Source organism: Streptomyces chartreusis NRRL 3882 (assembly GCF_900236475.1).
Taxonomy (GTDB): Bacteria; Actinomycetota; Actinomycetes; order Streptomycetales; family Streptomycetaceae; genus Streptomyces; species Streptomyces chartreusis_D.
In genome coordinates this window covers 5,192,665-5,213,926 of sequence record NZ_LT963352.1, presented here as the reverse complement: position 1 = coordinate 5,213,926, position 21,262 = coordinate 5,192,665, and the positions used below count along the sequence as shown (strand labels likewise).

Below are 21,262 nucleotides of genomic sequence, written 5' to 3'. Positions count from 1 at the left end.
CCACTTCGGGACAAGGTGACGGAAAAAGGTGACGTCGAGGGACGACTCGACGACCGGCGTGGCCGCGAGTTCTGTGTGGTGGAGATCTGTGGAGATCTGTGTGGGGTGACTGGGGTGGCGCCGGGATCTAATCGGTCAGGATTGGCGGAGGTCCTCCATGGTCACTGCCGCGCCCGGCAGGGCGGAACGGGCCGGGGCCCGCAGTCCGTCCAGGAACAGCTGAAGATGACGGTGTACGAAGCGGTCGGCACTGAAGCACGCCGTGCCGGCCGGGGGCCTGCTGAGCTGGGCCACGGCGACCATCAGGTCACCGACGCCCACGTCGGGGCGGAGCTGGCCGGCCGCCTTGGCGCGGTCCATGACCGTCTCGAGGATCCGCTCCACGCGCTCGCGCGCCGCCTCCAGGTCGGGGTGGTTCTCGTCGAACGTGCTCGAGACCATCGGGCACAGCGCACTGATCCGCTCGTCGGCGGAGGTGTGCACGAAGCGCTCCAGGGCCTCGAAGGCGTCCCCGGTCTCCGCGAGCGCGCGCTCGCCGGCCGCGCCCGTGCGGTCCAGCACGGAGCAGACGACCTCGCGCACGAGGGCGTCGCGGTCCGGGAAGTTGCGGTACACCGTGGCGTTGCCGACGCCGGCCCGGCGGGCGATCTCGTCGAGCGGCACCTCGGGGCCGTGCTCGACGAACATCTCCCGGGCGGCGGTGACGATCCGCTCCCGGTTGCGCAGGGCGTCGGCACGGGGCCGGGGCGCCTTGCGCGGTGCGGGGGTGGCGGTCTGCACGGTGTGCTCCTGGGTGGGTCCGGGTGATCTAGGTGATCCGTGGTCTGGGTGTGCGGTGATGCGATCCGGGGAGAGGCTCCCCGTTTCAGTCGGACACATGGCTAAACGGGGACCGGGTCCCCGGTATTTCCCGCGCTCGGGATTTTTGTTTGTGACCTGGCTCACAAGGTTGGCCCGCTCCTGACACGGCTGCCACACGCCGCTACTCACGGGAAACCCACGATCGGTCTCCTCCAACGCGCGTCCGCACACCCCGCGACGCAGGGTGATCGCAAGGGCGCAGCCGGAGACCGGAGGCTGCCGTGGCGCGGGAGGTTCCATGCAGGTCCCTCGCACGCGGCCGCAGCCCTCGCAGCCCCGGCGCCCCCGGTCGGATGTCCCGGGGCCGCCCGGCCACCGGATACGCCGGCGGCGTCTGGCCGCTCTCGCCTGCGTGACCGCCCTGACCTTCACGGTCAGCACCTCGGCCGGCACGGGCCACCTCGCCCCGGGCGCCACCACGGCCGGAGCCGGCCCGATCGTCCTGTCCCGCAGCTCCGCGCACGGTCCCTGCCTGATCCGCGGCGCCCGCGAGGTCCAGATGTCCGAGGGCATCCCCACCACCGGCGGCTACGCCCGTTCCACCGGCACCGTCCGCGCCCTCACCCTGATGATCGACTTCTCCGACGCCCCCGGCGAGGGCAAGGCCCTGGACCGCTACCGGGAGTTCTTCCCGCAGACCCGGCACTGGTTCCGCACCAGCTCCTACGGCCGCCTCGACTACCGCCCCGCGACCCCGATCCCGGAGTGGCTGCGGATGCCGAAGTCCTTCCGCGAGTACGGCATAGAGCGCGGCGCCCCCTTCGACCCCGGCTACCGCGCGCTGGTCCAGGACCTCGTGGCCGTGGCCGACCCGAAGGTGGACTTCCGCGCGTACGACCTGCTGAACGTACTGGTCACCCCGAACGCCGGCCCTTCCGCCCTCGACACCGTCCTCTCGGTCACCTTCGCCGGCAACCCCGAGGCGCCGACGGCGGACGGCATACCCGTGGCCAACGCCTCCTTCGTCTACTCCCGCCAGGACGACGGCTCCGGCTCCTACGACCGCACCGGCTACCGCGTCCTCCCCCACGAGAACGGCCACGTCTTCGGCCTGCCCGACCTGTACACCGCGGAGGGCGGGGGCGCGGTCGGCCACTGGGACATCATGAGCGAGGACTGGGGCGCCAACAACGACCTCCTCGGCTGGCACAAGTGGAAACTGGGCTGGCTCGACGCCGCGCAGGTGCACTGCGTATCGACTCCGGGCACCACGGAGTTCACCCTGACGCCGCTGGCCCGCACGGGCGGCTCCAAGCTGGTCGTCGTACCCCTGGACAGCAGCACCGGCTACGCCGTCGAACTGCGCACCCGCGCCGGCAACGACGAGGCGGTGTGCCGCCCGGGCGTCCTGATCTACAAGGTCGACGCCACGGTGGACACGGGCATGGGCCCGGTCACCGTCCAGGACTCCCGCCGCGACAGCGGCGGCTGCACACGCGCGCCGAACGTCCACTCGGAACTGTCCGACGCGACGTTCGTGCCGGGAGAGACGTTCTCGGACCGGCAGCGTGGGGTCGTGATCAGGGTGGTGGAGGCGGAACCGTCGGGGGACCACCGGGTGCGGGTGACGCGGGAGTCGGTGGCGGCGGGCAGCGGGAGGTAGCGGCCGGCACGGGGTGCCGTTGGCACCGGGCAGATCAGCGCGCGGTAGCAGGACCGGTTCCGGATTACGGTAGGCCTGCCGCGACTGCCGCGGGTGCCGCGACCGCCGTACCGGAGAGCCGATGCCAGCGAAGCCCACGCATGACGCCCAGGGGGCGGTCCCACCGGTCGACGGGACCGGGGCGACACCACGGGCCGGCGGGCAGACGGGGTCGCCGCCCACTGAGGCGGTCACGCCGCTGATCCGCGGCATCGCGGTCCTGCGGGAGCTGACCGAGTCGAACGGCACCCTGAGCCTCAGCGCCCTCGAACGAGCCACCGGCCTCGCCCGCTCCACGGTCGACCGCATCACGGCGACACTCGCCCGCATGGACTACGTCCGTGTGGACGGCCGGGACGTACACCTGGCCCCCCGCCTGATGGAACTGGGCAACGCCTACCTCTCCGCACTGCGCCTCCCCTCCCTCCTCTCCGCCCGAGCGGACGCCCTGGCCGACGAACTCGACGAGTCGGTGTCCCTCGCGGTCGCCGACCGCGACGGCATCCGCTTCATCCACCAGGCGACCCGCCGCCGCGCGATGTCCCTCAGCTTCCGCATCGGCGACCTGCTCCCAGCCGAACGCACCGCACCGGGCCCGCTGTTCGCGACGGAGTGGACGGAAACCGACTGGCAACACTGGCGCGACCGCAGGGCGGCGGACCCGAGGGACCTGTCCTTCACGGCCGTACCGCCGCGCACGTACGGAGCGGACGCACGGGACGACGAGGCCTTCGCCGGCCGTACGGAAGAGGCGGCCGCGGAGGGCTGGGCCCTGGACGACCAACTGATCGAACCGGGCCTGGTGGCGGTCTCCGTACCGGTCCGGTCCCCGCACGCAGGCGACAGCCGGAAGATCGCCTGCGTGGCGAGCGTGGTCAGCCACACGAGCCGGCACACCGCACACGACCTACGCACCACCCTGCTGCCGAGGTTGCGGTCGGCGGTGACGGAGATGGAACGCGTACTGCACCGCACACCACCCCCGGAGCCCGGCCCGCCCCCGGCCGACCTGGCCCTCTGGACGGGCGCGTCCAAGCAACAGCTGGGCCGCGACTTCATCGAATCCCTGGCACGGGGCCTGACGGTCCTCACGGCCTTCGGCGAGGGCAGGCCGGAGCTGACCCTCACGCAGGTGGCCCAGGCGACGGGCCTGGCCCGGGCGACGGCCCGCCGAGCACTGATCACCTACGAACACCTGGGCCTGGTGACCACCCCGAGCCCGCGCACCTTCGCCCTGACCCCCCGGGTCCTCTCCCTGGGCTTCCCACCCCTGTCCCGCACGTCCCTCCCCGAAATCGCCCAGCCCCACCTGTCCGACCTGACGTCCCGCATCCACGAGTCGACGTCACTGGCGGTGCTCTCGGACCCGGGCGAGGAGATCCAGTACACGGCCAGGGTGACGACGGGCCGGGTGATGAGCGTGAACATCACGCTGGGCACGCGCCTGCCCGCGCACGCGACGGCACTGGGACGAGTCCTACTGGCAGACACCCGCGCGAACCACGAGCAACTCGACCTGCCCTCGATCCGCTCCCAGGGCTACGCCCTCGTGGACGAGGAACTGGAAGAGGGCCTCCGCTCCCTCGCGGTCCCGATCCGCGACCGTTCCGGAAGAGTCGTGGCCGCCCTGAACACAGCGATGCACGCGAGCCGCCACACCCTGCGCGCATGCCTGACGGACCTGCTCCCCGAACTGATCTCAACCGCCACCCGCATCGAGTCGGACCTCCACACCGCCGGCCGCTTCACCCACGTCCCCCTGACCTGACCCCCACACCCACCCGACCCGTATCCGGTACGCTGACGCCTGTGGTCCTCCCAGACCACAGGCACGCCGCTGCTTGCGTCCGATGCCACTGCCTTCGTAGCTCAGGGGATAGAGCACCGCTCTCCTAAAGCGGGTGTCGCAGGTTCGAATCCTGCCGGGGGCACAACGTGTTACCGCTCTGACCTGGGGATTCTCCCCCAGGGAGGGCTTCTACTCGGCCTCGGACTCCTCGTCCGGGGCCGTTTGCGTGAGCGGTGCGTGAGCGGACGGAGAGTTGATCTCCGGAATTCCTCCCAACGGATCAGCATCATCCGGCACGGACTCCGGGCCGGGATGTTCCGTGTCGTCGGGCTCGGGCTCCGCTTCGGGAGCGGTGTTCTCGGAGGTGGCGCGGGCGCGCGGGACGAGCCGGGCTGCGGCCTCGGCGATCGCCAGGTCCGCTTCGGGGAGCAGGCTCGTGTACGTGTCGGCCGTGATGGTGATCGAGGAGTGGCCGAGCATCTCCTGGATGTCCTTCAGGTCGGCCCCGGCCGCGTGGTCGAGGGTCGCGGCGCCGTGGCGGAGGTCGTGGAGCCGGACCGGTGGGAGGCCGATCTCCTCGTACAGCTCGATGAACCGCCGTGTGACGTTGGCGGAGTGGAGCATCTCGCCGTTCTCCTTGGTGAAGACGCGCCCCGTCTCCACCCAGGCGCTCCCCCACTCCTTGCGGTCCGGGGTCAGCGGCACGGGCAACACCAGCACCGTGCCCATCCTCGACTACGTGGTCGCCGCGGTTCCCCCGACTGCGGCCCTGCTGGCCTTCGGCGTCCTGATGCGGCAGATCCACCAGCTCGTGGCTGACCCCACCCCCGAAGGCCACTCCTGTGCCGATCACGGCCACAGCGGCAGTGTCGGCGCCCAGCCCTCCACTCTTGCCCAGGACGACTCCGGTCTGCCGGAGCCAGCCGGTCTAGACGCGGTAGCCGGTCAAGGCGACGTGGCGCGGGTTGCCGCCGATGTGCCCGAGTCCTCGCACCCTTCCGCCAAGACAGAAGATCAGCAGGCCCGCACTGCGTCCGACGAACTCCTAGCCATCGCACGAACCACGCAACCAGGACGCGGAGGACGCGCCTCACGCCGCCACGTCGAAGCAGCAATCCGTGGCCAGGGCCTCTCGATCAGCAAGGCCGACGCGGAAACGCTCAAGAACATCCTGCAGACCGAGCTCGACGAGGCCGCCTCGTCGCAGTCGGCCGAACCCGACACGGCCCGCGCTGGCTCCCTCTGAGCCCCACAGCCGATCCCCCCACTCGACCACCCATCACTCGTCCCCGCGCAGGTCAGCGTGGGGACGAGTGACCGACCCGCAGCTGGTCGAACCGAGACCACCCCGCACCAGCAACGCCCAACGGAGAACCGCCTCATGCACGACGCGCGCCGTGAACTCCCCACTACGCAAGAGGGAATGACCAGCACAGCCACCCACGCGCCGGCAAGGTATGCCGCTGGACCGTCCAAGGACGGCCTCAGCGGGGATGCCTCCGCCCCGGGGGTGGCGGAGGCGCTCGGGCGCCAGGGGGCGCCGGAGGGGGAACAGCCCGTCGACTCCGCTGCCGCGTGCCGCCGAAGCCGCTGCCCTGCACCGCGTCGCCCGTCGGCGCAAGCCCGACCCGAACGGCCAGCGCAAGGAGCGAGTCGACGCTCGCTACAGCGTCGAGGAGAAGACCAACATCCTCCGCATGGCGCGGTCGCTGAACATCGCCGGCGCCCACTACGTCGGCGCCGTCGTCATGGCACACGTCCACGGAGACCTCGCCCTGCCCGGCCAGCGAACCCCGCTCGACGACTACATCGACGAGCTGACCGCCCTCCGTGGCGAGGTCGCCAAGATCGGCCACAACATCAACCAGATCGCCAAGAAGCTCAACTCCGGCGGCCATCCACACCATGTGGACACCGCCCTCCTGGCTCAGGCCGAGGCCACCCTGATCGCAGTCGGCGCCACCGTTCGCCACATCGCGGCAGGCGCGAACGAGGCTGTCTCCAGGAAGGTGGCGCGGTGATCGCGAAGATCAGCAGTGGCAAGGAGACTGCGGGCTTGATCCGGTACCTGTTCGACACGAAGAGGGCCAAGGACCACACCGACCCGCACCTGGTCGCCTCATGGGACGGCTTCGCCCCCGACCCCGGCCGCTCCGAGGACGCTGACGCCACCAGGAGGCTCCTCGTGGCGGACCTCGACCTGCACGTCAAGCAGGCCCGGCGGCTCGGCCGCGCTCCCGAGAAGCACGTGTGGCACTGCTCAATCCGCGCCGCCGAGACCGACCGCCACCTCAGCGACGAGGAGTGGGCCGACATCGCCCGCCGCGTCGTCGCCGCCACCGGCATCTCGCCCGATGGTGATCCGGACGGCTGCCGCTGGGTGGCCGTCCGCCACGCCCCCGACCACATCCACATCGCCGCCACCAAGGTCCGGGCGGATCTGCGTACTGCCCGCCACTGGCACGACTACCTCACCGCCGACCGCGAACTCGCCTCGATCGAGAAGGAATACGGCCTGTTCCAAGTCGTACGCGGAGACCGCACCGCCGCCAAACGGCCGACCCGCGCCGAGCAGGAGAAGGCCCGTCGCGCTGGTCAGAACAAGACCGCCTCTGAACGACTGCGCAGCACCGTCCGCACCGCCGTGGCCGCCGCCTCCAGCATGGAGGAGTTCGTCGACCTGCTCCACCACCTGGACGGCGTGCTCGTCGAAATCGTGTACTTCCCCTCCGGCGACGTACGCGGCTACAAGGTCGCCGTCGAAGACGACGCAGGCGGCCCGATCTGGTACTCCGGCTCCAAACTCGCTCCGGACCTGTCCTTCCCCAAGATCCAAGAACGCCTGGAAAACATCGACTCGCAGCCCGCCGACCAGCCTGGCCGACGCAGGCCCGACTCATGGCACCAGGCCACCGCCACGACCGAGCGCATCCCCCATCACCTCGACCAAGCCGACGACGAAGCCTCCCAAGCCCACCTCGCCGCCTTCGGCGAAGCCCTCGACGCCCTCCCCCTCCTCGCACCCCAGCCCCTGCGCTCCCAACTCCGAGAAGCAGCGACGGCGTTCGCCGCCCTGGCGATGTTCCTGGATGCTGCGATCCTCGTCGTCACCGCCGCGGCCCGCTGGCACCAGCTCCGCCACCACGACCAGCAGGTCGCCGCCGCCCACCAGACTCTGCTCCACCTCCAGGCCGCCTACGACCAAGCCGCAGCCGCACCCCTGGCCGTCCTTGCACAGCGCCGACCGCTGACCGTGGAACGGCACATCCGCCAGATACGCCGGGCGGTGCCAGACCATGCGGAGCAGGTCATCGAGGACTCCGCCTTCGGCGCTCTCACCGCCGTCCTCGCCGAAGCCGAGGCAGTCGGCCACGACCCGGAGCAGCTCCTCAGCATGCGGCCGACCAGCGCGCTCTGGACGATGCCCGCCGCCCCGCACGGGTCCTGACCTGGCGGATCCAACGCCTCGGCGCACAGCCTGCACCCAGTGCACAAGCCCGCGCAGCACAAGCCCAGAGCCCTGCTTGGGCCGACAGCGCAGCACAGCGCCCCAACACTCCGGTCCACCACGCAGCCGCCGCTCCGGCCCCGCAACCGCCGCAAGCACGACGCCGCTGATCACGACTCCACAGGCAACGTGGGAGCGCGCCGCGTGGTGTCGCCGATCACCGGGCATGACCCCGATCGGCGCCGGGTTGTGCTTGCCGTACGGCGATCAGCTGATCAGGGGGGCCGCGGGTTCCTCGTTGTCCGGCCGGTACACGTCGACGTAGACGTGTAGACCCGGTGAGACCTCGACGGCGATGTCACGCTCGATGAGCATGCCCTTGCGCCGTTCGACCCGCGGTCGCGGCGGGTGGCCGGCCCGCGACTCCGGCGTCGACAGCGGTGCGCGGAACAGGTAATCGGTCATGCCGACTCCGCGACGAAAGGTCCCCGCAACTCGCCGCGGGGTGCCAGGTCGATGCGGTTGATGCGCCCGTCATGCAGGCCGTAGTGGATGAAGTAGTCGTTCTCGACACTCTCGCCCTGCCTCAGGGGCCCGACGGGGAAGTCCGGCGCGTCCACTACGGCCGTGATGCGCGTGGTTGCCTCCAGCGCGATGCCGTGCTTGTCGATGATCACCGCGTGCGCGGTGACGTTCTCTCGGACGGTCTGGAACATCTTCCTGTAGAACGCGGCCACGGCGTCCGGTCCGCGCAGCACGCCCACGGAGGGCAGCGTCAGCTCGATGTCGTCGGCGTAGAAGAGGGGGAACCGTTCGGTGTTCGCGGTGCTGAGCGAGATGAGGTAGTCCAGGAAGGCACGCCGTCCGGCGGCGGTCGGCGTGATCCGGGTCGGTGCGGGGCTCACACCCTGTCCGGCCTTCCAGGTCGCGGCCCGCAGCGCGGCGATCTTCTCCCCCGCGGGGTCGAGCTCGTAGGTGACGAAGAACTTGACCGTGGTCAGCTCGCCGCGGGCGAGCGGCCCGAACACGAAGTCCGGCCGGTCCTCGGTCGCCTGGAAATCCGTGTCGATCTCGGCGGCGACGTGCGTGCCGCTGCGGGTGACCACCTGCGGCCGCATCGTCTCGCGGATGCCGTCATGGGCCTGATGGAGGAACGCCCGGATCTCCTCACGGCCACGCAGGTCCACGCTCGACCCGGAGAACCGGGCGTCCTCGGTGAAGTAACGCTCCACCAGGGCATCGTCGTCCCCGGCGTTGAAAGCCTCCTCGTAGGCGGCATAGTCGAATGGCATCACAGCGCCCCTCCGACAGCCGCGGGGACGAGCTCGTCGGCGCCGGCCTGAAAGAAGATCCCGTTGATTTCCCGCGGGATCTCGCCCTCAACCTCGACATCCTCAAGACTCATTTCGAAACGGTTGGGGGCGTAAAATTCGCGACCCGGGGGAACAGGGGGGAATTGCACCATGGCAGACTCCTCGTAGGGTTTCCTTGCGTGATGAGCGTTGTTGCGGCAGCCGTGCAGCGCGACGACTTAGACGTCGTTTCCTTTGGCGTGATCGCTCGTTGAGCCGCGCATGACGGATCTGGTCGAGCGGTTGGTACCGGACGAGTTGTGGCTGCTGTTTCGCCGAGTGGTCCCGCCGACGGAGATGAAGCGTCTGCAGGGCGGAGGCAGACGGCGGGCGGGAGACCGCGAATGCCTGGCGGCGATCATCTTCGTGGCCACCTCGGGGTGCACATGGCGGCAGTTGCCCCCGGTGTTCGGCCCGGCCTGGCCGACGGTGTACCGGCGCTTCGCCCGGTGGGGCTCACACAGATTTTCCTGCATGTACTCGCTGAGGGGACGGCCGGTCGCCCGGGTCAGCAGTGCTCCCAGTGGTCGCAGGAATGGACGGCGATCTTCCGGCCGTACGCCGCTGCACCGAGGACCGAGGCGTTGACCTCGTCGTCGGGCCGTGGCGAGACGACGAGGTCGGGTGCGCGGTCGAACCGCAGCTTGTTGAACACCAGCCGGTGCAGGCGCTCAGCGAAACCCGCTTCCCCGCGTGGCAGCTGCGGAACTCCCGTACTCATGGTCGTGCTCTCACCCGACGACGAGCTGGCGCGACTCGTGCCAGTGGATGAATCGCCAACCGTCGTCAGTCCGACGCAGAGCGGCCGAGAGCCGTGAGTCGCCGGCGAGTGGCTCGCTGGAGTCCTTGAACTCGACCTTGGTGTGGCCCCGCCAGTAGACGAGCGCGACATCGCCGAGCACAGCGACGTGGCTGCTGTACTCACGCCCTTCGATCCGGTCGACGAATCCCGGAAGCTGGCGCCAGTAGTCGACGATCGCGTCCCACGTCGTGAGGGCGGCTTCGATCTCCTCCGGCTGGTAGACCAGGTGCTCGTAGCCGTCGTCCCACAGATCCTTCATCGCCTCGGGGTCCATCGCCTGCATCGCCTGGGCGAAGGCCGTGCTCGCGGCGCGGACTGCCGTCTCGTCGTCAGTCATCAGTGTCTTTGTCGTGTCAGTCATCAGTGTCCTTGTCGTGATGGAAGGTCCGGCTATTGATGCGCGTGCCGGATCAGTCATCGTCGTCCCTCAGGGGGTCCCGACCGATGCGGAGGCTTCCGGCTTCGGTGCATGAAAAAGTAGCAGTACCACTCGGTTAGGACAACCAGTTGGTACACTTAATCGACCACGCAAGCGGAGGAGGACGACAGCTGATGAGTTCCGAGCGCGTCGACGGGCGGACCCTCCGGTTTCAGCACCGGCGGCCGGAGCTGCTGGCCGCGGCCACCGAGTACGTCCTCGATCACGGCATCGCCGGCCTGTCGCTGCGTCCGGTGGCCCAGGCGCTGGGGGTGACCCACGCGACGCTGCTGCGCCACTTCTCGTCGAAGGACGAGCTGATCAAGTGCGTAGTGGAGAAGATGCGCACCGATCTCTTCGCTCAGGTGACCGCCGACAGGGAACTCCAGGAAGCCGGGTCGACGGCACAACTGCTGAGGGTCACTTGGCGACGGCTGTGCGAGCCGAAGGAGCAGCGGCAGTTCCTGCTCCTGTTCGAAATGGTCGCCGCCAAGGGGTGGCAGTCCAGCGACGGCGGAGAGCTCGCGCGGTCGATGGACGACTTCGTCGATTTCATCTCCGGGTGGCTCCGGCAGGACGGGTGGGCGCCCGAGGACGCGTCAACCCTGGCCACCCTCCTCCTGGCTCAGATACGGGGACTTCAGCTCGACCTTCTCGTCTCGGGAGACCGCGCACGGGCCGACCGGGCGTTCGAGTTCGCCCTCGCTCTCCTCGAGCCTCGGACGGGGCCGAGCGTGTCCTGACAGCGGCTGGACCACTGCCGACGCGGATGCGGTCGGCGCGCTTGGGGACTGTAGGACGTCGTTTCAGTTGGCGAGTCTGCGGTAGCTGATCAGGGCTGCGGCGATGCCGACGAAGGCCAGGAAGTGTTCGGCCTTGCGCTCGTAGCGGCGGTGCAGCCGTCGGCAGCCGGCGAGCCAGGACACCGTCCTCTCGACGACCCAGCGGTGGCGGCCCAGCCGCTGCGAGGACTCGATGCCTTTGCGGGCGATCCGGTGGTGGATGCCCCGCTTGCGGAGCCATCGGCGCAGGTGGTCAACTCGCGAAGTGAACCCCCGCCGCGAAGGCCGAGTGCCGGTCCTCCGTCGCACCAAGGACTACGTCCCCGCCCCGTCCCCGCCGAGGCTGAGCGATGTGCTCGGCCGACAGGGCTGACCAGCGGGCCAGTGGGGCCCGGGCTCACGATTCCGTGAGAGGAACCGTCTGGGACTCACCAGGACGCCATCCACGCAGGTCAGAAAGCATATGGACGCCGTAGAAACACCCATTGCCATCGAGCCTGATCAAGTCGCTCCCGCCGCGCCCACCAACGCAATCTGGGGTTTCTCTAAAGTGGGTGTCGCAGCTTCAAATCCTGTTGGGGGGACAACGCGTTACGTCACCGACCTGGGGTTTCTTGCCCAGGGAGGCGCTCTATTCGTCCTCGGCCCCCCTACTCCAGGGTTTGCATGAGCCAGGCGGGGTGTTGATCTCCCCAATGGCGCCCAACGAATCGGCGCCATCCGGCACGCACTCCGAGCCGGGCACATAGTCACCGCCGAGAGGCGTCGTCAGTGCGGTACAAGCCTGGCGGCGGCCTCAGCGATCACCCGATCCGCCTCGGGCAGCAGACGCGTACCGAACGGGGCAAGGTCCCCGCCGCGCCGTATCCGCGCCAGCGGTACCGCGGCGGCTGCCGCACTGGGTCAGTGATGCCGCTGGCCTGTTCCGGTCCCCTGATGACGAGGCCACCGTGCCGGTTCCTCACTCTTGCCGTGGGCGTGCTGGTCGGATGGCGGCCGACGGGGGGTGCGTGAGCGGGACAAGCGTGCCGGACGGACGGCAGACAGTACGCTGCATTCAGCGGGATCGGACCCGCAGCACAGTGTCCGGGAGGTGCTTCATGACGGCCGAGATGGTGGCCCCGGCGTGGATGCATGAGCAGATCACGGCGGAGGAGTACGAGTCCTGGTCCGAGGAGCAGTGTTCCGGCATCGAGATCGTGGACGGGATGGTCGTCGTGACTCCGAGTGCCTCCAAGCGGCACAACCGGCTGGCCCGCGTTCTGGCGAACGCCCTGGATGCCGCCGCGGGCCCGGAGTGGAACGCCGACACTGGCTTCGACGTCCGGCTTCAGGACGTCCCGCTCACCAATCGCCGTCCGGACGTCGTCGTGTACCGCGCAGACACGATCGACATCACCCCCACCCGCCCTGAGCATGTACTGCTGGTCGCGGAGGTGGTGTCACCAGGCTCGGAGACCACCGACCGGATCGTGAAGGTCGACCAGTACGCCAAGGCAGGCATCGGCTTCTACTGGCGGATCGAGCAGGCCGCGACAGGGGTTCCTCTCGTGTACACCTACGTTCTTGACCCCGCGACGAAGACCTACCGGGACGGAGACGTGTTCACCGGCGTCCTCAAGGTAGTGGCCCCCTTCCCAGTGGAGATCGACCTCGGCCAGGTCTGACCCACGCGCTGCTCAGCAGCCGGCAGCGCGTGAGCGATGCGTGAGCGGACTGCCCGATACAGAGCGGCATGAGCCGGATCAAGTGGCTCGCCGCGCGGTCCTGACCAGGGGAAACAGCACCGCGCGGCAGCGCCAGGCATCCCCTGGCAAGGATCCGATCCCACTCCTAAAGCGGGTGTTGCAGGTTCGAATCCTGCCGGGGCACCAGCCAAAAGGCCCCGGACCGATCATGGTCCGGGGCCTTTGACATGTTCTTCTGACATCGACGCGGACTCGGCGGGAGGCGCGGACGGGAGCGTTGGGGCCGGTCAGGCGCGCCGAGCCTGCCGGAACTCCTCGTTCAGTCGTTCGCCTTCCGCGCAGAGGAGACCGAGGTTTGTTCCCTCCTCGTCCATGGCGGAGCACGTGGCGCAGGTGATGCAGTGGTCTGCCAGGTGCACGAACGCGTCCACCCACGGGGCATCGAAGAATGACGGGTAGACGTTGTCGGTCACGCCTCAGGCTCCATGGCCAAGCAGTGCTTTCCGGCGGCGATCAGCCGGGCGACCGTGAGTGGACTGCACAGCATCGCCGCTGAGTCCATCGGCACCGACCAGTAGCAGGCGAATGCGTGCTCCCGGGGCACGGCATCCAGTCGCGGCACTCCCAGGTAGCTGCCGCGGCCGAGGCATTCCACCTCCAGGGCCCGCCACGTGTCGGCAACCTGGTGCAGCGTCGCAGACATCCGGGCAGGCACCAGCGCATAGAGCCGCGAGAAGCGCGGATCAGAGATGACCGGCCCTCCGCCGAGGGCCTCGGCAAGGAACGCGTCCAAGCAATCGGCCTCGCTGCTTCCCGCCAGAGCGACTACCAAGCGGCTGGGGATCCGTACGGCCGAGAAGAGCGTGCCCAGCGGCATCATCGCCACGTGGTGCTGTTTCCATTCCAGCCGGGCCCGGTGCCGGAGCAGGGCCGGCAGCGTCGACAAAAGCCAGTGTTCCGAAGCCAGTCGGCGGTCAGTGGTGGGGTGCACGAGTAGTCCGGGTGCAGCCTCAACGGGCCTTGAGGCCCGTTGGCTGTGGTCGCTGGTCATGCTCGTGCCTCCCCGGTCGCAGTTGGTCCGCCTCATACGCGCGACCCTAGGGATGTGTGGTCACGCCCACCCGAGCTGACAGTTCGGGTGAACCACGGGCTCGGCGGCCTACACGAGGCCGATGCGCACCGCCAGTTGCTCGGCTTGCCGCGCGTGCATGGCCCGGCCTCGGCGCATCACCGTCAGCACCAGCTGCCGCGCGAGCGGCGTCCGGGCCAGGTCCTCCGGGGCGGTCACCTCCAAGCCGAGGAGGGCGAGAAGCGCGGCGGCGTCGTCCCGGCGCTGGCTGTGGCAGGCCGCCACCTCCAGACCGAACGTGAACTCGCGCTCCAGTGAGGGCAGTCCGCTCGTGTCGATGGCGTCCGCGGTGTGCAGGGCCTCGCCGGTTTCTCCCGCTTCCATCTCGATGCTCAAGGCGTGCAGCGCAATGTTCGTGGGCCCGAACACCGTCCAGCCGATGTTGCTCACGTCGGGGACGACGCGGGCCGCGGGCGCGGCATACCGGGTGAGCCGCTCCCTCGCTTCCCACCATTGGCGCCGACGCGCGGCCCCCACCACGGCGACCAGCTGGAGGGCGCCACCCATCGCGACCCTCTCGACCTCCGGCATCCGCGCGGTGGCAATCTGCTCAGCCGCCCGGAGCGCGAGTTCCTCCGCCTCGGCGGGCTGGCCCGCAGCAAGCAGTACGTGACCGAGGTTCCACTGAGCGGCGGCGATGCGGAGCGGATCGTCGGCGTCCTCGGCGGCTCGCATGGCTCGGTCGGCAGCCAGAGTGGCAAGGTCCACGCGGCCGGTGCGGCGCAGATACGAGCGGAGCAGGCAGTACAAGTCCGCCGACGCTCGGAGTACGGCGCGGCGCTCTGTTGGGTCCGTCCCTGTCCGAGCGGCGCGTAAGGCGTGTTCGACGTCGGCGACGAGCCCGGGCAGGGTGTCGGCCGCCTTGGTGAAGCGGTCTCCTGCCGTCTGCCAGCTCTGCCATGCAGCTTCAACCCGGTCCTGCAGCTGGTCCGCCGGCACGGGCGCGGTGCTGAGGGCTGGGCCGTAGCCAAGGAGGGCCCGACCGACCGCAGCGTCCGCGGTGTCCGCCGACTCCTCCTCCACCGGTGGCTGCTCCGACAGCAGTGCGGCCGTGGGAACCCCAATTCCTGTGCGAGGGCGCACAGGATGGGCAGCGACGGCACCTTGAGGCCCCGCTCGATCTGCGACAGGTAGTCCGGGGAGATGCCGACCAGCCCGGCGATCGCCAGGTCGTTGCCGAACTTGGTGGCCAGGACCACCTCGTCGCGGAAGTCCCTGGTCGCCGCCGAACCGAGCCTGACGGGCGCCGTCTTCAAGGACCTCAGCTGCAGCGGCGCCAAGGTCCCTGGCCTCACCTCCTCCCAGTCCACCGACGACGGCACCAACAGCCCGAGGTTCGCCGCGCCGTCCGCGGGGACCCGGCTGGTGACCGCCGGCATCGGAGGCAACGACATCGGCTTCGCCTCGCTGATCAAACCGTGCGTCATGGGAGTGGCGTATCAGGCCCTGGGCAGCAGCAAGTGCATCCCCAAGGACGCCCCCTGCGAGCGGCAGTACGTCAGCTACAGCGGCACCGACGAGATGCAGCACAAGATCAAGCAGGCCGGCGAAAAGCTCTCCGCCGCGCTGAAGGAGGTTGAGCGCCGCGCGCCCGAGGCGGAGGTCTACGTCGCCGGCTACCCCGCGATCCTGCCCTCCGACGTCGACGAGTGCGGCCGCGAACTGCCCGTCCCCCGGCGACGTGACGTACCTGCACGAGAAGGAGGAGCAGCTCGACGCGATGCCGAAGCAGCGCGCCAAAGCTGCTGGAGCCCACTACGTCGACACCTGCACGCCCTTCGAGGGTCACGACGCCTGCGCGGAGGCGGGCACCGGTGCAGGCCGAAGGCCGAGAACGCGGCGCGGCGCGGCTCCCGTCGCGGATGCCGTGAGGCAAGGATGGCGGGTCATGACGATTGTGTTCCGGGTCCCTGCCGACGGTGCGGAGCGGGTGGGGTTCGCCTACTCGCCGACGATGGAAGCCGTGCTGAGTCTCCATGTGCTGGTGGAGCCCAAGCATCACCCCGTCCAGCACGGCTGGGTGCGTGCGATGCGCAAGCTGTCCCCGGCGCTGAAGCGGGAGATCGAGGCGTTCTCCTACGCGGTGCGCTCGTACTTCCCCGAGTTCCTCTTTCCGCAGCCGACCGGCCAACTGGCGGCCTTCGAAGACGAACTGGCCGGCTTGCGCGGGGCGGATCCGGAACTGGTCCGCCTGGAGTTCGCCGTCCCCCTGCTCACGCCCTGGCCGGGCGGCGGCGAGGGCAGGGATCCGCAGGTGCTGGACGAACCGGAGGTACGCGGCCTGTTGCGGGAGCGAGTCGCACGGGAAAGCGACGAAGCGATGGCCGCGATGCTCCTCGACGACCCCCGCGCGCTGCTCGAACGGTTCCTGAGCATGCTGGAGCGCTACTGGCGGGAGGCATTCCAGGAGGAATGGGCACGGCTCGAACCCGAACTCGCCGCCGGCGTCAGCGAGGCCGGACACCAGATCGAGCAGCGCGGCCTGTACGGGATGCTCCGCGGCCTGTGGCCGGAGGTGCGCAGCGATCCGCAGGCCGAACGCTTCTGGCTGGAGCGGCCGCACGACCACGAGGTCGCCATCGGCCCGGACGACACACTCGTGCTCGCCCCCAGCGCCTATGTGTGGCCGCACGTACGCGTCAACTGCGACGGTCCGTGGCCCCTCGGGCTCGTCTTCCCCGTCTCCTCGATCGTCCGGGAAGCCCGCCCGAGGATTCCGCCGACCAGGCTCGTCGGCACACTCCGCGCGCTCGCCGACGACACCCGGCTGCGTGCCCTGCGGCTGCTCGCCGAACGCCCGCGCAGCACCCAGGAGTTGGCCCCGCTCGTCGGCGTCAGCGAGGCCGCCCTGTCCAAGCACCTGCGGGTGCTGGCGGACGCGGGCCTGCTGGAGCGCCGCCGCGAGGGCTATTACGTCCTGTACCGGCTCGCGCCCGGACAGGTGGCGGGCCTGACACCGAGCCTGGAAAGCTTCCTGCACGGCGACGGCGACGGCGAGGTGACTGAGCACGACTGATTAGCCATCTGCCTAATAAGTGGATCAGGCCCCCGACAGGACCCGACAGTGGCCGCATGTCACTGCTGAAGGACCGCAACTTCCTGCTTCTCTTCGCCGGCCAGGGCATCTCACGCTTCGGCGACGGCCTGTACACCGCCGCGACCGCCTGGCTGGCCTGGTCACTGACGAAGGACCCCACGGCCGTCGCCGTGGTCAGCGTCTCCGCGTTCGCGCCCGCGTTCGTGGCCACCTTCGTCGTCGCCTCGTACGCCGACCGCCGCGACCGCCGGAAGCTGATGATCGCCACCGACCTGGCCCGGGTCGCCGTGGTGGCCGTGGCTTCGGTCCTGCTCTCCCTCGACCTGCTGAACCTGCCCCTGCTCGTGGCGACCACGGCGCTCCTGGCACTGATCGGCGCCCCGTTCGCCCCGGCCCGCAACGCCATCGTCCCGCAGATCGTGCCGGACGACCGCCTCCAGCAGGCCAACGGACTGCTGCAAGTCGCCTTCCGGGCCGCCTTCTTCGTCGGCCCGCTCATGCTCGCGCCGCTGCTGGCCTTCGGCTCGCCGCAGTCGGCGCTGGCGGTCAACGGACTGACCTTCCTGGGCTCGGCGGCCGCCGTGGCCGCCATCCGCGTGACCCGCCCCGCCCCGACCGGGGGTCAGACGGGGTTGTGGTCCGATCTCAGCGCCGGGCTCAGGGCCGTGCGGGCCGCTCCCGACGTACTCGTGGTCATCGTGACCTTCGTGCTCGCCCTCGCCCTGACCAACGGTTTCCTGACCGTCGGGCTGGTCGCGGTCGTGGGACAGGGCGGCCAGTACGGCCTGCTGCTCGGCGTCGCCGGGGTCGCCGAAGTGGTGGGCGCCCTGCTCCTGGCCGGTCTGCGCATCCGCAGACTCGCACTGGCCGCGGTGCTGGCGTGGGCCCTGCTCGGGATCTTCCGGGCTCCGCTGGGAACGGTCACCTCCCATGCTGTGGCGGCGGTTCTCCTGACCGCCACGGGGCTGGCCTCGGCCCTCACGGACATTCCCTTGATCGCACTGGTGCAGCAGCGCATACCGAGCCATCATCTGGCGAAGGCGCTCGGCCTGTGGGAGGCCGGGGTGGCAGGAGCCCTGGCGATCTCCCCCTTTGTGGCCTCGACCGCCATCACCCTCGCCGGAGTCGAGAACGCCTTCCTGCTCTCGGGAGCCGCCGTTGTCGTCCTGGCCGTGACCGCCACGCTCGCCCTCGCATGCATCGGCGCACGGCAGCCCGGTAAGGAGCCCTTCGTCACGGCCGACGGCACGGTAAGCGTCGCGGCGCCGGAAGAGACAGCGGTGATCACGGCCAAACCTGAGTGACCGCGTGGATCATCGCTGTGCGCAGGTCAGCTCAGGACGCTGTTGTCGCAGCCTGATAACGAGCGTGTCGGGGCCATCATCAAGGCGGGGCCCGTGTCGGCGACCTGGTGCAGCGTCGCAGACATCCGGGCGGGCACCAGCGCATAGAGCCGCGAGAAGCGCGGATCAGAGATGACCGGCCCGCCACCGAGGGCCTCGGCCAGGAACGCGGCTGGCCGCGCCCGGCGGCGCGCTCGGCGGGCTGCGGGCATGAGGGGGAGAAACCCGCACCCGTCCCCGCCCCGGGTGACCTGCCGCCCAGCCCCGGGATCAGCACCGCCGCCACCGCCACGTGCATCAGGGCGAGGGCGAGCCGGGTGCCGCCGTCCATGCCGTCGCCGAGGAGCGGCAGGAAGGACACGGCCAGTACCGCGCCGGCCAGCCCCGTCCAGATGGCGCGGGCGCGCCGCACGCCTGATCGCTCCAGGGCGGCCAGCAGCCCCCAGCCGGAGAGCGACGCGAGCAGTGCGACGACCGCTGCGGGCGCGGCGCCGATGCCGAGCGTCCGCTCGCCGTCGGTGATCCGCAGCCGGTGTCCCAGCAGTGGGTCCGCGACCAGCCACACCAGGACGGGGGCCAGGACGGCCAGGGCCGTAACCCCCAGGCGCCTTCTGCGCGCGCTCACTTGGTGGCCCCCGAGAGCGCCCCGTGCAAGAACACCTCCACCAGCTCCTGCGGGGTCAGGTCGGGCTCGTCCTCCGTGCGCGGCTGGGTGAAGAGCAGCCCGAAGAAGAGGGCCGCGATCTGCTCCGGCGGGCGGCGCAGGGCGGCCTTCTCGGGCTCCAGCAGTTCGGCGAGGGCCGCGCGGATACGGGTCGTCGACTCGTCGCGGCCCGCGCCGCGTACCGTGCCGGGGTGCTTGCCGCCGCGATGCCCGAGCGAGCCGAGGACCGCACCCATCCTGGACATGTGCGCCTGCAGCGCCTCGGCCGCCTCCGCGAGCCGGTCGGGCAGCGGCTGGGACAGGTCGATCGCGTCGAGCTCGCGGACCGCGTGCTCGGGTGAGAGCGCCTCGGCCATGCAGGCCTGCAGCAGCTCGTCCTTGTCGGCGAAGACGCGGAAGATCGTGCCCTCGCCGATGCCCGCGGCGCGGGCGATCTTCGCGGTCGTCACGGCGGCACCGTACTCGGCGATCAGCGGGATCGCGGTCTGGATGATCATTTCGCGGCGCTGCTCCGGCGACATGGCGGGGGCGCGGCGGCGGGTGCTCTGCTTCTCCTCAGATGCTGTCATGACCGAGAGAGTACGGAGTGAGGACTCACTCCGTCAATGAGTGAGTCCTCACTCCGTAAATTCGCGCCAGAGAGACCGGCTCACGCTGACGGGTGGCGTTCGCCTCGGTGGACCACCGTGACGAGGTGGTCGGGGCCGGGGGTCTCGAGTTCGTCGACCACGGCGACGGCCAGGTCCTCGGCGCTGATCCAGGATCGGCCGTCGGCGCTGATGAGCAACGTGTCGGTGCCGCGCCGATAGCGGCCGGTTCGTTCGCCGGGTTCGAGCAGGGCCGGTGGGCTCAGGTAGACGCAGTCGGCATCGGCATGGGACCGGCAGGTTCGCAGCTGAGCGATTCCGGCGGCGGCGACGGGCTTGATCTCGGCGGGTACGTACGCCGGGTTGTCGGCTACCAGCTCGGGATCCGCGTCCTCGTGGTCGGCGGCGCCGGCGCCCTGCGCAGCCCCGACGACCGCGATCTGGCGTCCGCAGCGCCGTGGGAGGCGGAGCCTGCGAGCGCCTCGCGTAGGGCGTGCGAGTCGTTCGCGTCGACCGCGATCGGCGTCACGTTGCGGATCCCCGGGTTCTCGTTCGCGGGTTTCCGGGACAGGGCGAGCACCTGGTGTCCGCGTGCACTTGCCTCATTGGTCACCCGGCTGCCGACCATCCCGGTGGCGCCCAGTACGGCTATCTTCATGCCCGTCCTCATCGGATCAATCCCCTTTGTTCGGGTTCGCCTTGTGTTCGGCTTTTCTCGGGTGCGGGTTTCTGTCGGTCTGGCGCGTGCCACGCGGCCCGGCAGGTTCGGGGCCTTGAGTTGCGCCGCCAGCAACGCGGCCAGGGCGAGGACGAAGCCCACGGTCTGCAGCAGGCTCAGCGACTCCCCCAGCGCGATGCCGATGACGGCCGCGACCAGCGGGGACAGCAGCACCAGCGGTGCGGACGCGCCGACCGGCAGCTTTCCGACACCGCGGAACCACAGCGTGGACGCGACCAGCCCGCCCACGCTGCCGAGCCACAGGTATCCGCCGGCGGCGGGGGCGTCGATGCGCGGCGGCGCCCCCTCGATCGCGAGGGTGAGCGGGAGCAGGAGCAGGCCGCCCGCCGTCAGTTGCCAGCCGGTCAGGGTCAGTGGCCCGACGCCCTTGGGAAGCCCGACGCCCGTGGGAAGGCCCCACCGCTTGGTGAGGACGATCCCGGCGGCCATGGTGGCCGTACCGCCGATGCCGGCGAGGACGCCGACGGCGTCCAGCCGGGCCTGTGGCCCCAGTACGACGAGTCCGACACCGACCACGCCGAGCACGCCCCAGGTCAGTCGCCAGGCCGTGGGCCGGTCGTGGAGCAGTGCGACGGCCAACCCCGCGACCAGCAGCGGTTGGGTGGCACCGAGGGTGGCGGCGACACCGCCAGGGAGTCGTTCGGCCGCCACGAACAAGAGGGGGTACAAGGCGCCGATGTTGAGCGCGCCGAGGACGGCGGCCTTCCACCACCAGTCCCCGCGCGGGAGCACGCGGGTGATCGCCAGTGCGAGCAGCCCGCCCGGCAGGGCGCGGAGCATCCCGGCGAACAGCGGATGCCCGGCTGGGAGCAGTTCCGTGGTGACGACGTACGTGGTGCCCCAGGTCGCGGGGGCGAGTGCGGTCAGTGCGACGGTGGCCACCTGCCGTGGGGACGAGCTCCGCGGCGGGCCCGGTGCCCGCTCGGTCGACGTATGCATGTGATGAAGTCTCAGATCCAGGCCGGTCATGAGTCCAACACA

At 70.1% G+C, this 21,262-nt stretch carries 20 protein-coding genes, 1 tRNA gene and 6 pseudogenes; 11 read left to right on the top strand and 16 right to left on the bottom strand.

All coding sequences use genetic code 11. The features are described 5' to 3' along the window. Positions 1 to 135: 135 nt before the first annotated feature. Positions 136 to 780: a TetR/AcrR family transcriptional regulator gene (locus tag SCNRRL3882_RS23665; RefSeq protein WP_010035445.1), complete on the bottom strand. Its 645-nt coding sequence runs from the start codon at positions 778 to 780 to the stop codon at positions 136 to 138. A 433-nt stretch (positions 781 to 1,213) separates the two neighbouring features. Between SCNRRL3882_RS23665 and SCNRRL3882_RS23660 the strand changes: the two genes are divergently transcribed. The 3 genes from SCNRRL3882_RS23660 to SCNRRL3882_RS23650 all read left to right on the top strand — a co-directional run bounded on the left by SCNRRL3882_RS23660 (position 1,214) and on the right by SCNRRL3882_RS23650 (position 4,434). Beyond that, on the top strand, positions 1,214 to 2,464 hold the full coding sequence (locus SCNRRL3882_RS23660; protein ID WP_010035446.1) for a M6 family metalloprotease domain-containing protein: 1,251 nt from the start codon (positions 1,214 to 1,216) through the stop codon (positions 2,462 to 2,464). A gap of 121 nt (positions 2,465 to 2,585) precedes the next feature. Continuing rightward, the gene (locus SCNRRL3882_RS23655; RefSeq protein WP_010035449.1) at positions 2,586 to 4,271 is read left to right on the top strand and encodes an IclR family transcriptional regulator domain-containing protein; all 1,686 of its coding nucleotides are present in this window, start codon (positions 2,586 to 2,588) and stop codon (positions 4,269 to 4,271) included. A gap of 90 nt (positions 4,272 to 4,361) precedes the next feature. Further along, positions 4,362 to 4,434 (top strand) — tRNA-Arg (locus SCNRRL3882_RS23650). A 47-nt stretch (positions 4,435 to 4,481) separates the two neighbouring features. Here SCNRRL3882_RS23650 and SCNRRL3882_RS23645 read toward each other — a convergent pair. Then, positions 4,482 to 5,012, bottom strand: coding sequence for a tyrosine-type recombinase/integrase (locus tag SCNRRL3882_RS23645; RefSeq protein WP_231911165.1), 531 nt, complete (start codon positions 5,010 to 5,012; stop codon positions 4,482 to 4,484). Between the two features lies 1 nt (position 5,013). Here SCNRRL3882_RS23645 and SCNRRL3882_RS23640 point away from each other — a divergent pair, with 1 nt between their 5' ends. From SCNRRL3882_RS23640 to SCNRRL3882_RS23630, 3 genes and pseudogenes are all read left to right on the top strand, one after another. Further along, the gene (locus SCNRRL3882_RS23640; RefSeq protein WP_102514851.1) at positions 5,014 to 5,538 is read left to right on the top strand and encodes a hypothetical protein; all 525 of its coding nucleotides are present in this window, start codon (positions 5,014 to 5,016) and stop codon (positions 5,536 to 5,538) included. 247 nt (positions 5,539 to 5,785) lie between these two features. After that, a complete protein-coding gene (mobC, locus tag SCNRRL3882_RS23635; protein WP_231911164.1) occupies positions 5,786 to 6,313 on the top strand; it encodes a plasmid mobilization relaxosome protein MobC in 528 nt (175 codons plus the stop codon). Beyond that, positions 6,310 to 7,910: pseudogene (locus SCNRRL3882_RS23630) on the top strand (relaxase/mobilization nuclease domain-containing protein). The gene mobC and the pseudogene SCNRRL3882_RS23630 overlap by 4 nt, the downstream one beginning before the upstream one ends. A gap of 97 nt (positions 7,911 to 8,007) precedes the next feature. Here the strand turns inward: SCNRRL3882_RS23630 and SCNRRL3882_RS23625 are convergent. The 3 genes from SCNRRL3882_RS23625 to SCNRRL3882_RS40855 are packed head-to-tail and all read right to left on the bottom strand — an operon-like array spanning position 8,008 to position 9,205. Then, a complete protein-coding gene (locus tag SCNRRL3882_RS23625) occupies positions 8,008 to 8,205 on the bottom strand; it encodes a hypothetical protein (protein ID WP_010035461.1) in 198 nt (65 codons plus the stop codon). Then, positions 8,202 to 9,032, bottom strand: coding sequence for a nuclear transport factor 2 family protein (locus tag SCNRRL3882_RS23620; RefSeq protein ID WP_010035462.1), 831 nt, complete (start codon positions 9,030 to 9,032; stop codon positions 8,202 to 8,204). Before SCNRRL3882_RS23620 ends, SCNRRL3882_RS23625 begins: the two co-directional genes overlap by 4 nt. Continuing rightward, entirely contained in the window at positions 9,032 to 9,205 is a 174-nt protein-coding gene (locus SCNRRL3882_RS40855) for a dioxygenase (protein WP_010035465.1), read from the bottom strand. Before SCNRRL3882_RS40855 ends, SCNRRL3882_RS23620 begins: the two co-directional genes overlap by 1 nt. 109 nt (positions 9,206 to 9,314) lie before the next feature. On the opposite strand from SCNRRL3882_RS40855, the pseudogene SCNRRL3882_RS42450 reads away from it, so the two are divergent. Continuing rightward, positions 9,315 to 9,557 (top strand): annotated as a pseudogene (locus SCNRRL3882_RS42450) (transposase); the annotation flags it as partial. Positions 9,558 to 9,600: 43 nt separating this feature from the next. On the opposite strand, the gene SCNRRL3882_RS23610 reads toward SCNRRL3882_RS42450, so the two are convergent. After that, a complete protein-coding gene (locus SCNRRL3882_RS23610; RefSeq protein ID WP_010035471.1) occupies positions 9,601 to 9,813 on the bottom strand; it encodes a hypothetical protein in 213 nt (70 codons plus the stop codon). A 10-nt stretch (positions 9,814 to 9,823) separates the two neighbouring features. Then, on the bottom strand, positions 9,824 to 10,231 hold the full coding sequence (locus tag SCNRRL3882_RS23605) for a nuclear transport factor 2 family protein (RefSeq protein ID WP_010035475.1): 408 nt from the start codon (positions 10,229 to 10,231) through the stop codon (positions 9,824 to 9,826). A 215-nt stretch (positions 10,232 to 10,446) separates the two neighbouring features. Here SCNRRL3882_RS23605 and SCNRRL3882_RS23600 point away from each other — a divergent pair, with 215 nt between their 5' ends. Next, positions 10,447 to 11,055 (top strand): TetR/AcrR family transcriptional regulator, encoded by a 609-nt coding sequence (locus SCNRRL3882_RS23600; protein ID WP_010035477.1) that lies wholly within the window; start codon positions 10,447 to 10,449, stop codon positions 11,053 to 11,055. A 63-nt stretch (positions 11,056 to 11,118) separates the two neighbouring features. On the opposite strand, the pseudogene SCNRRL3882_RS23595 reads toward SCNRRL3882_RS23600, so the two are convergent. Beyond that, a pseudogene (locus tag SCNRRL3882_RS23595) lies at positions 11,119 to 11,400 on the bottom strand (transposase); the annotation flags it as partial. A 794-nt stretch (positions 11,401 to 12,194) separates the two neighbouring features. Between SCNRRL3882_RS23595 and SCNRRL3882_RS23590 the strand changes: the two are divergent. Further along, positions 12,195 to 12,761 carry a Uma2 family endonuclease gene (locus SCNRRL3882_RS23590; protein ID WP_029180866.1) on the top strand — a complete coding sequence of 189 codons (567 nt, stop codon included), beginning with the start codon at positions 12,195 to 12,197 and terminating at the stop codon, positions 12,759 to 12,761. A gap of 308 nt (positions 12,762 to 13,069) precedes the next feature. Here SCNRRL3882_RS23590 and SCNRRL3882_RS23585 read toward each other — a convergent pair whose 3' ends face one another. From SCNRRL3882_RS23585 to SCNRRL3882_RS41855, 4 genes and pseudogenes are all read right to left on the bottom strand, one after another. Beyond that, positions 13,070 to 13,255 carry a hypothetical protein gene (locus SCNRRL3882_RS23585; RefSeq protein ID WP_010035482.1) on the bottom strand — a complete coding sequence of 62 codons (186 nt, stop codon included), beginning with the start codon at positions 13,253 to 13,255 and terminating at the stop codon, positions 13,070 to 13,072. Continuing rightward, entirely contained in the window at positions 13,252 to 13,833 is a 582-nt protein-coding gene (locus SCNRRL3882_RS23580; RefSeq protein ID WP_029180867.1) for a hypothetical protein, read from the bottom strand. Before SCNRRL3882_RS23580 ends, SCNRRL3882_RS23585 begins: the two co-directional genes overlap by 4 nt. A 108-nt stretch (positions 13,834 to 13,941) precedes the next feature. Then, positions 13,942 to 14,934: a hypothetical protein gene (locus SCNRRL3882_RS23575; RefSeq protein WP_010035485.1), complete on the bottom strand. Its 993-nt coding sequence runs from the start codon at positions 14,932 to 14,934 to the stop codon at positions 13,942 to 13,944. 80 nt (positions 14,935 to 15,014) lie between these two features. Further along, positions 15,015 to 15,290: pseudogene (locus tag SCNRRL3882_RS41855) on the bottom strand (hypothetical protein); the annotation flags it as partial. A 509-nt stretch (positions 15,291 to 15,799) separates the two neighbouring features. Here SCNRRL3882_RS41855 and SCNRRL3882_RS23570 point away from each other — a divergent pair. Further along, positions 15,800 to 16,927: an ArsR/SmtB family transcription factor gene (locus SCNRRL3882_RS23570; protein WP_010035487.1), complete on the top strand. Its 1,128-nt coding sequence runs from the start codon at positions 15,800 to 15,802 to the stop codon at positions 16,925 to 16,927. 56 nt (positions 16,928 to 16,983) lie between these two features. Continuing rightward, complete coding sequence (locus SCNRRL3882_RS23565) at positions 16,984 to 18,252, top strand: MFS transporter (protein WP_010035489.1); 1,269 nt, start codon at positions 16,984 to 16,986, stop codon at positions 18,250 to 18,252. Between the two features lie 79 nt (positions 18,253 to 18,331). Here SCNRRL3882_RS23565 and SCNRRL3882_RS41850 read toward each other — a convergent pair whose 3' ends face one another. From SCNRRL3882_RS41850 to SCNRRL3882_RS23545, 4 genes and pseudogenes are all read right to left on the bottom strand, one after another. Next, the gene (locus tag SCNRRL3882_RS41850; protein WP_010035494.1) at positions 18,332 to 18,916 is read right to left on the bottom strand and encodes a DUF6069 family protein; all 585 of its coding nucleotides are present in this window, start codon (positions 18,914 to 18,916) and stop codon (positions 18,332 to 18,334) included. Further along, positions 18,913 to 19,524, bottom strand: coding sequence for a TetR/AcrR family transcriptional regulator (locus tag SCNRRL3882_RS23555; RefSeq protein WP_029180868.1), 612 nt, complete (start codon positions 19,522 to 19,524; stop codon positions 18,913 to 18,915). The genes SCNRRL3882_RS41850 and SCNRRL3882_RS23555 overlap by 4 nt, the downstream gene beginning before the upstream one ends. Before the next feature lie 80 nt (positions 19,525 to 19,604). Beyond that, positions 19,605 to 20,200, bottom strand: a pseudogene (locus tag SCNRRL3882_RS23550) (NAD(P)-dependent oxidoreductase). A gap of 84 nt (positions 20,201 to 20,284) precedes the next feature. Continuing rightward, a pseudogene (locus SCNRRL3882_RS23545) lies at positions 20,285 to 21,220 on the bottom strand (EamA family transporter); the annotation flags it as partial. Positions 21,221 to 21,262 lie beyond the last annotated feature (42 nt).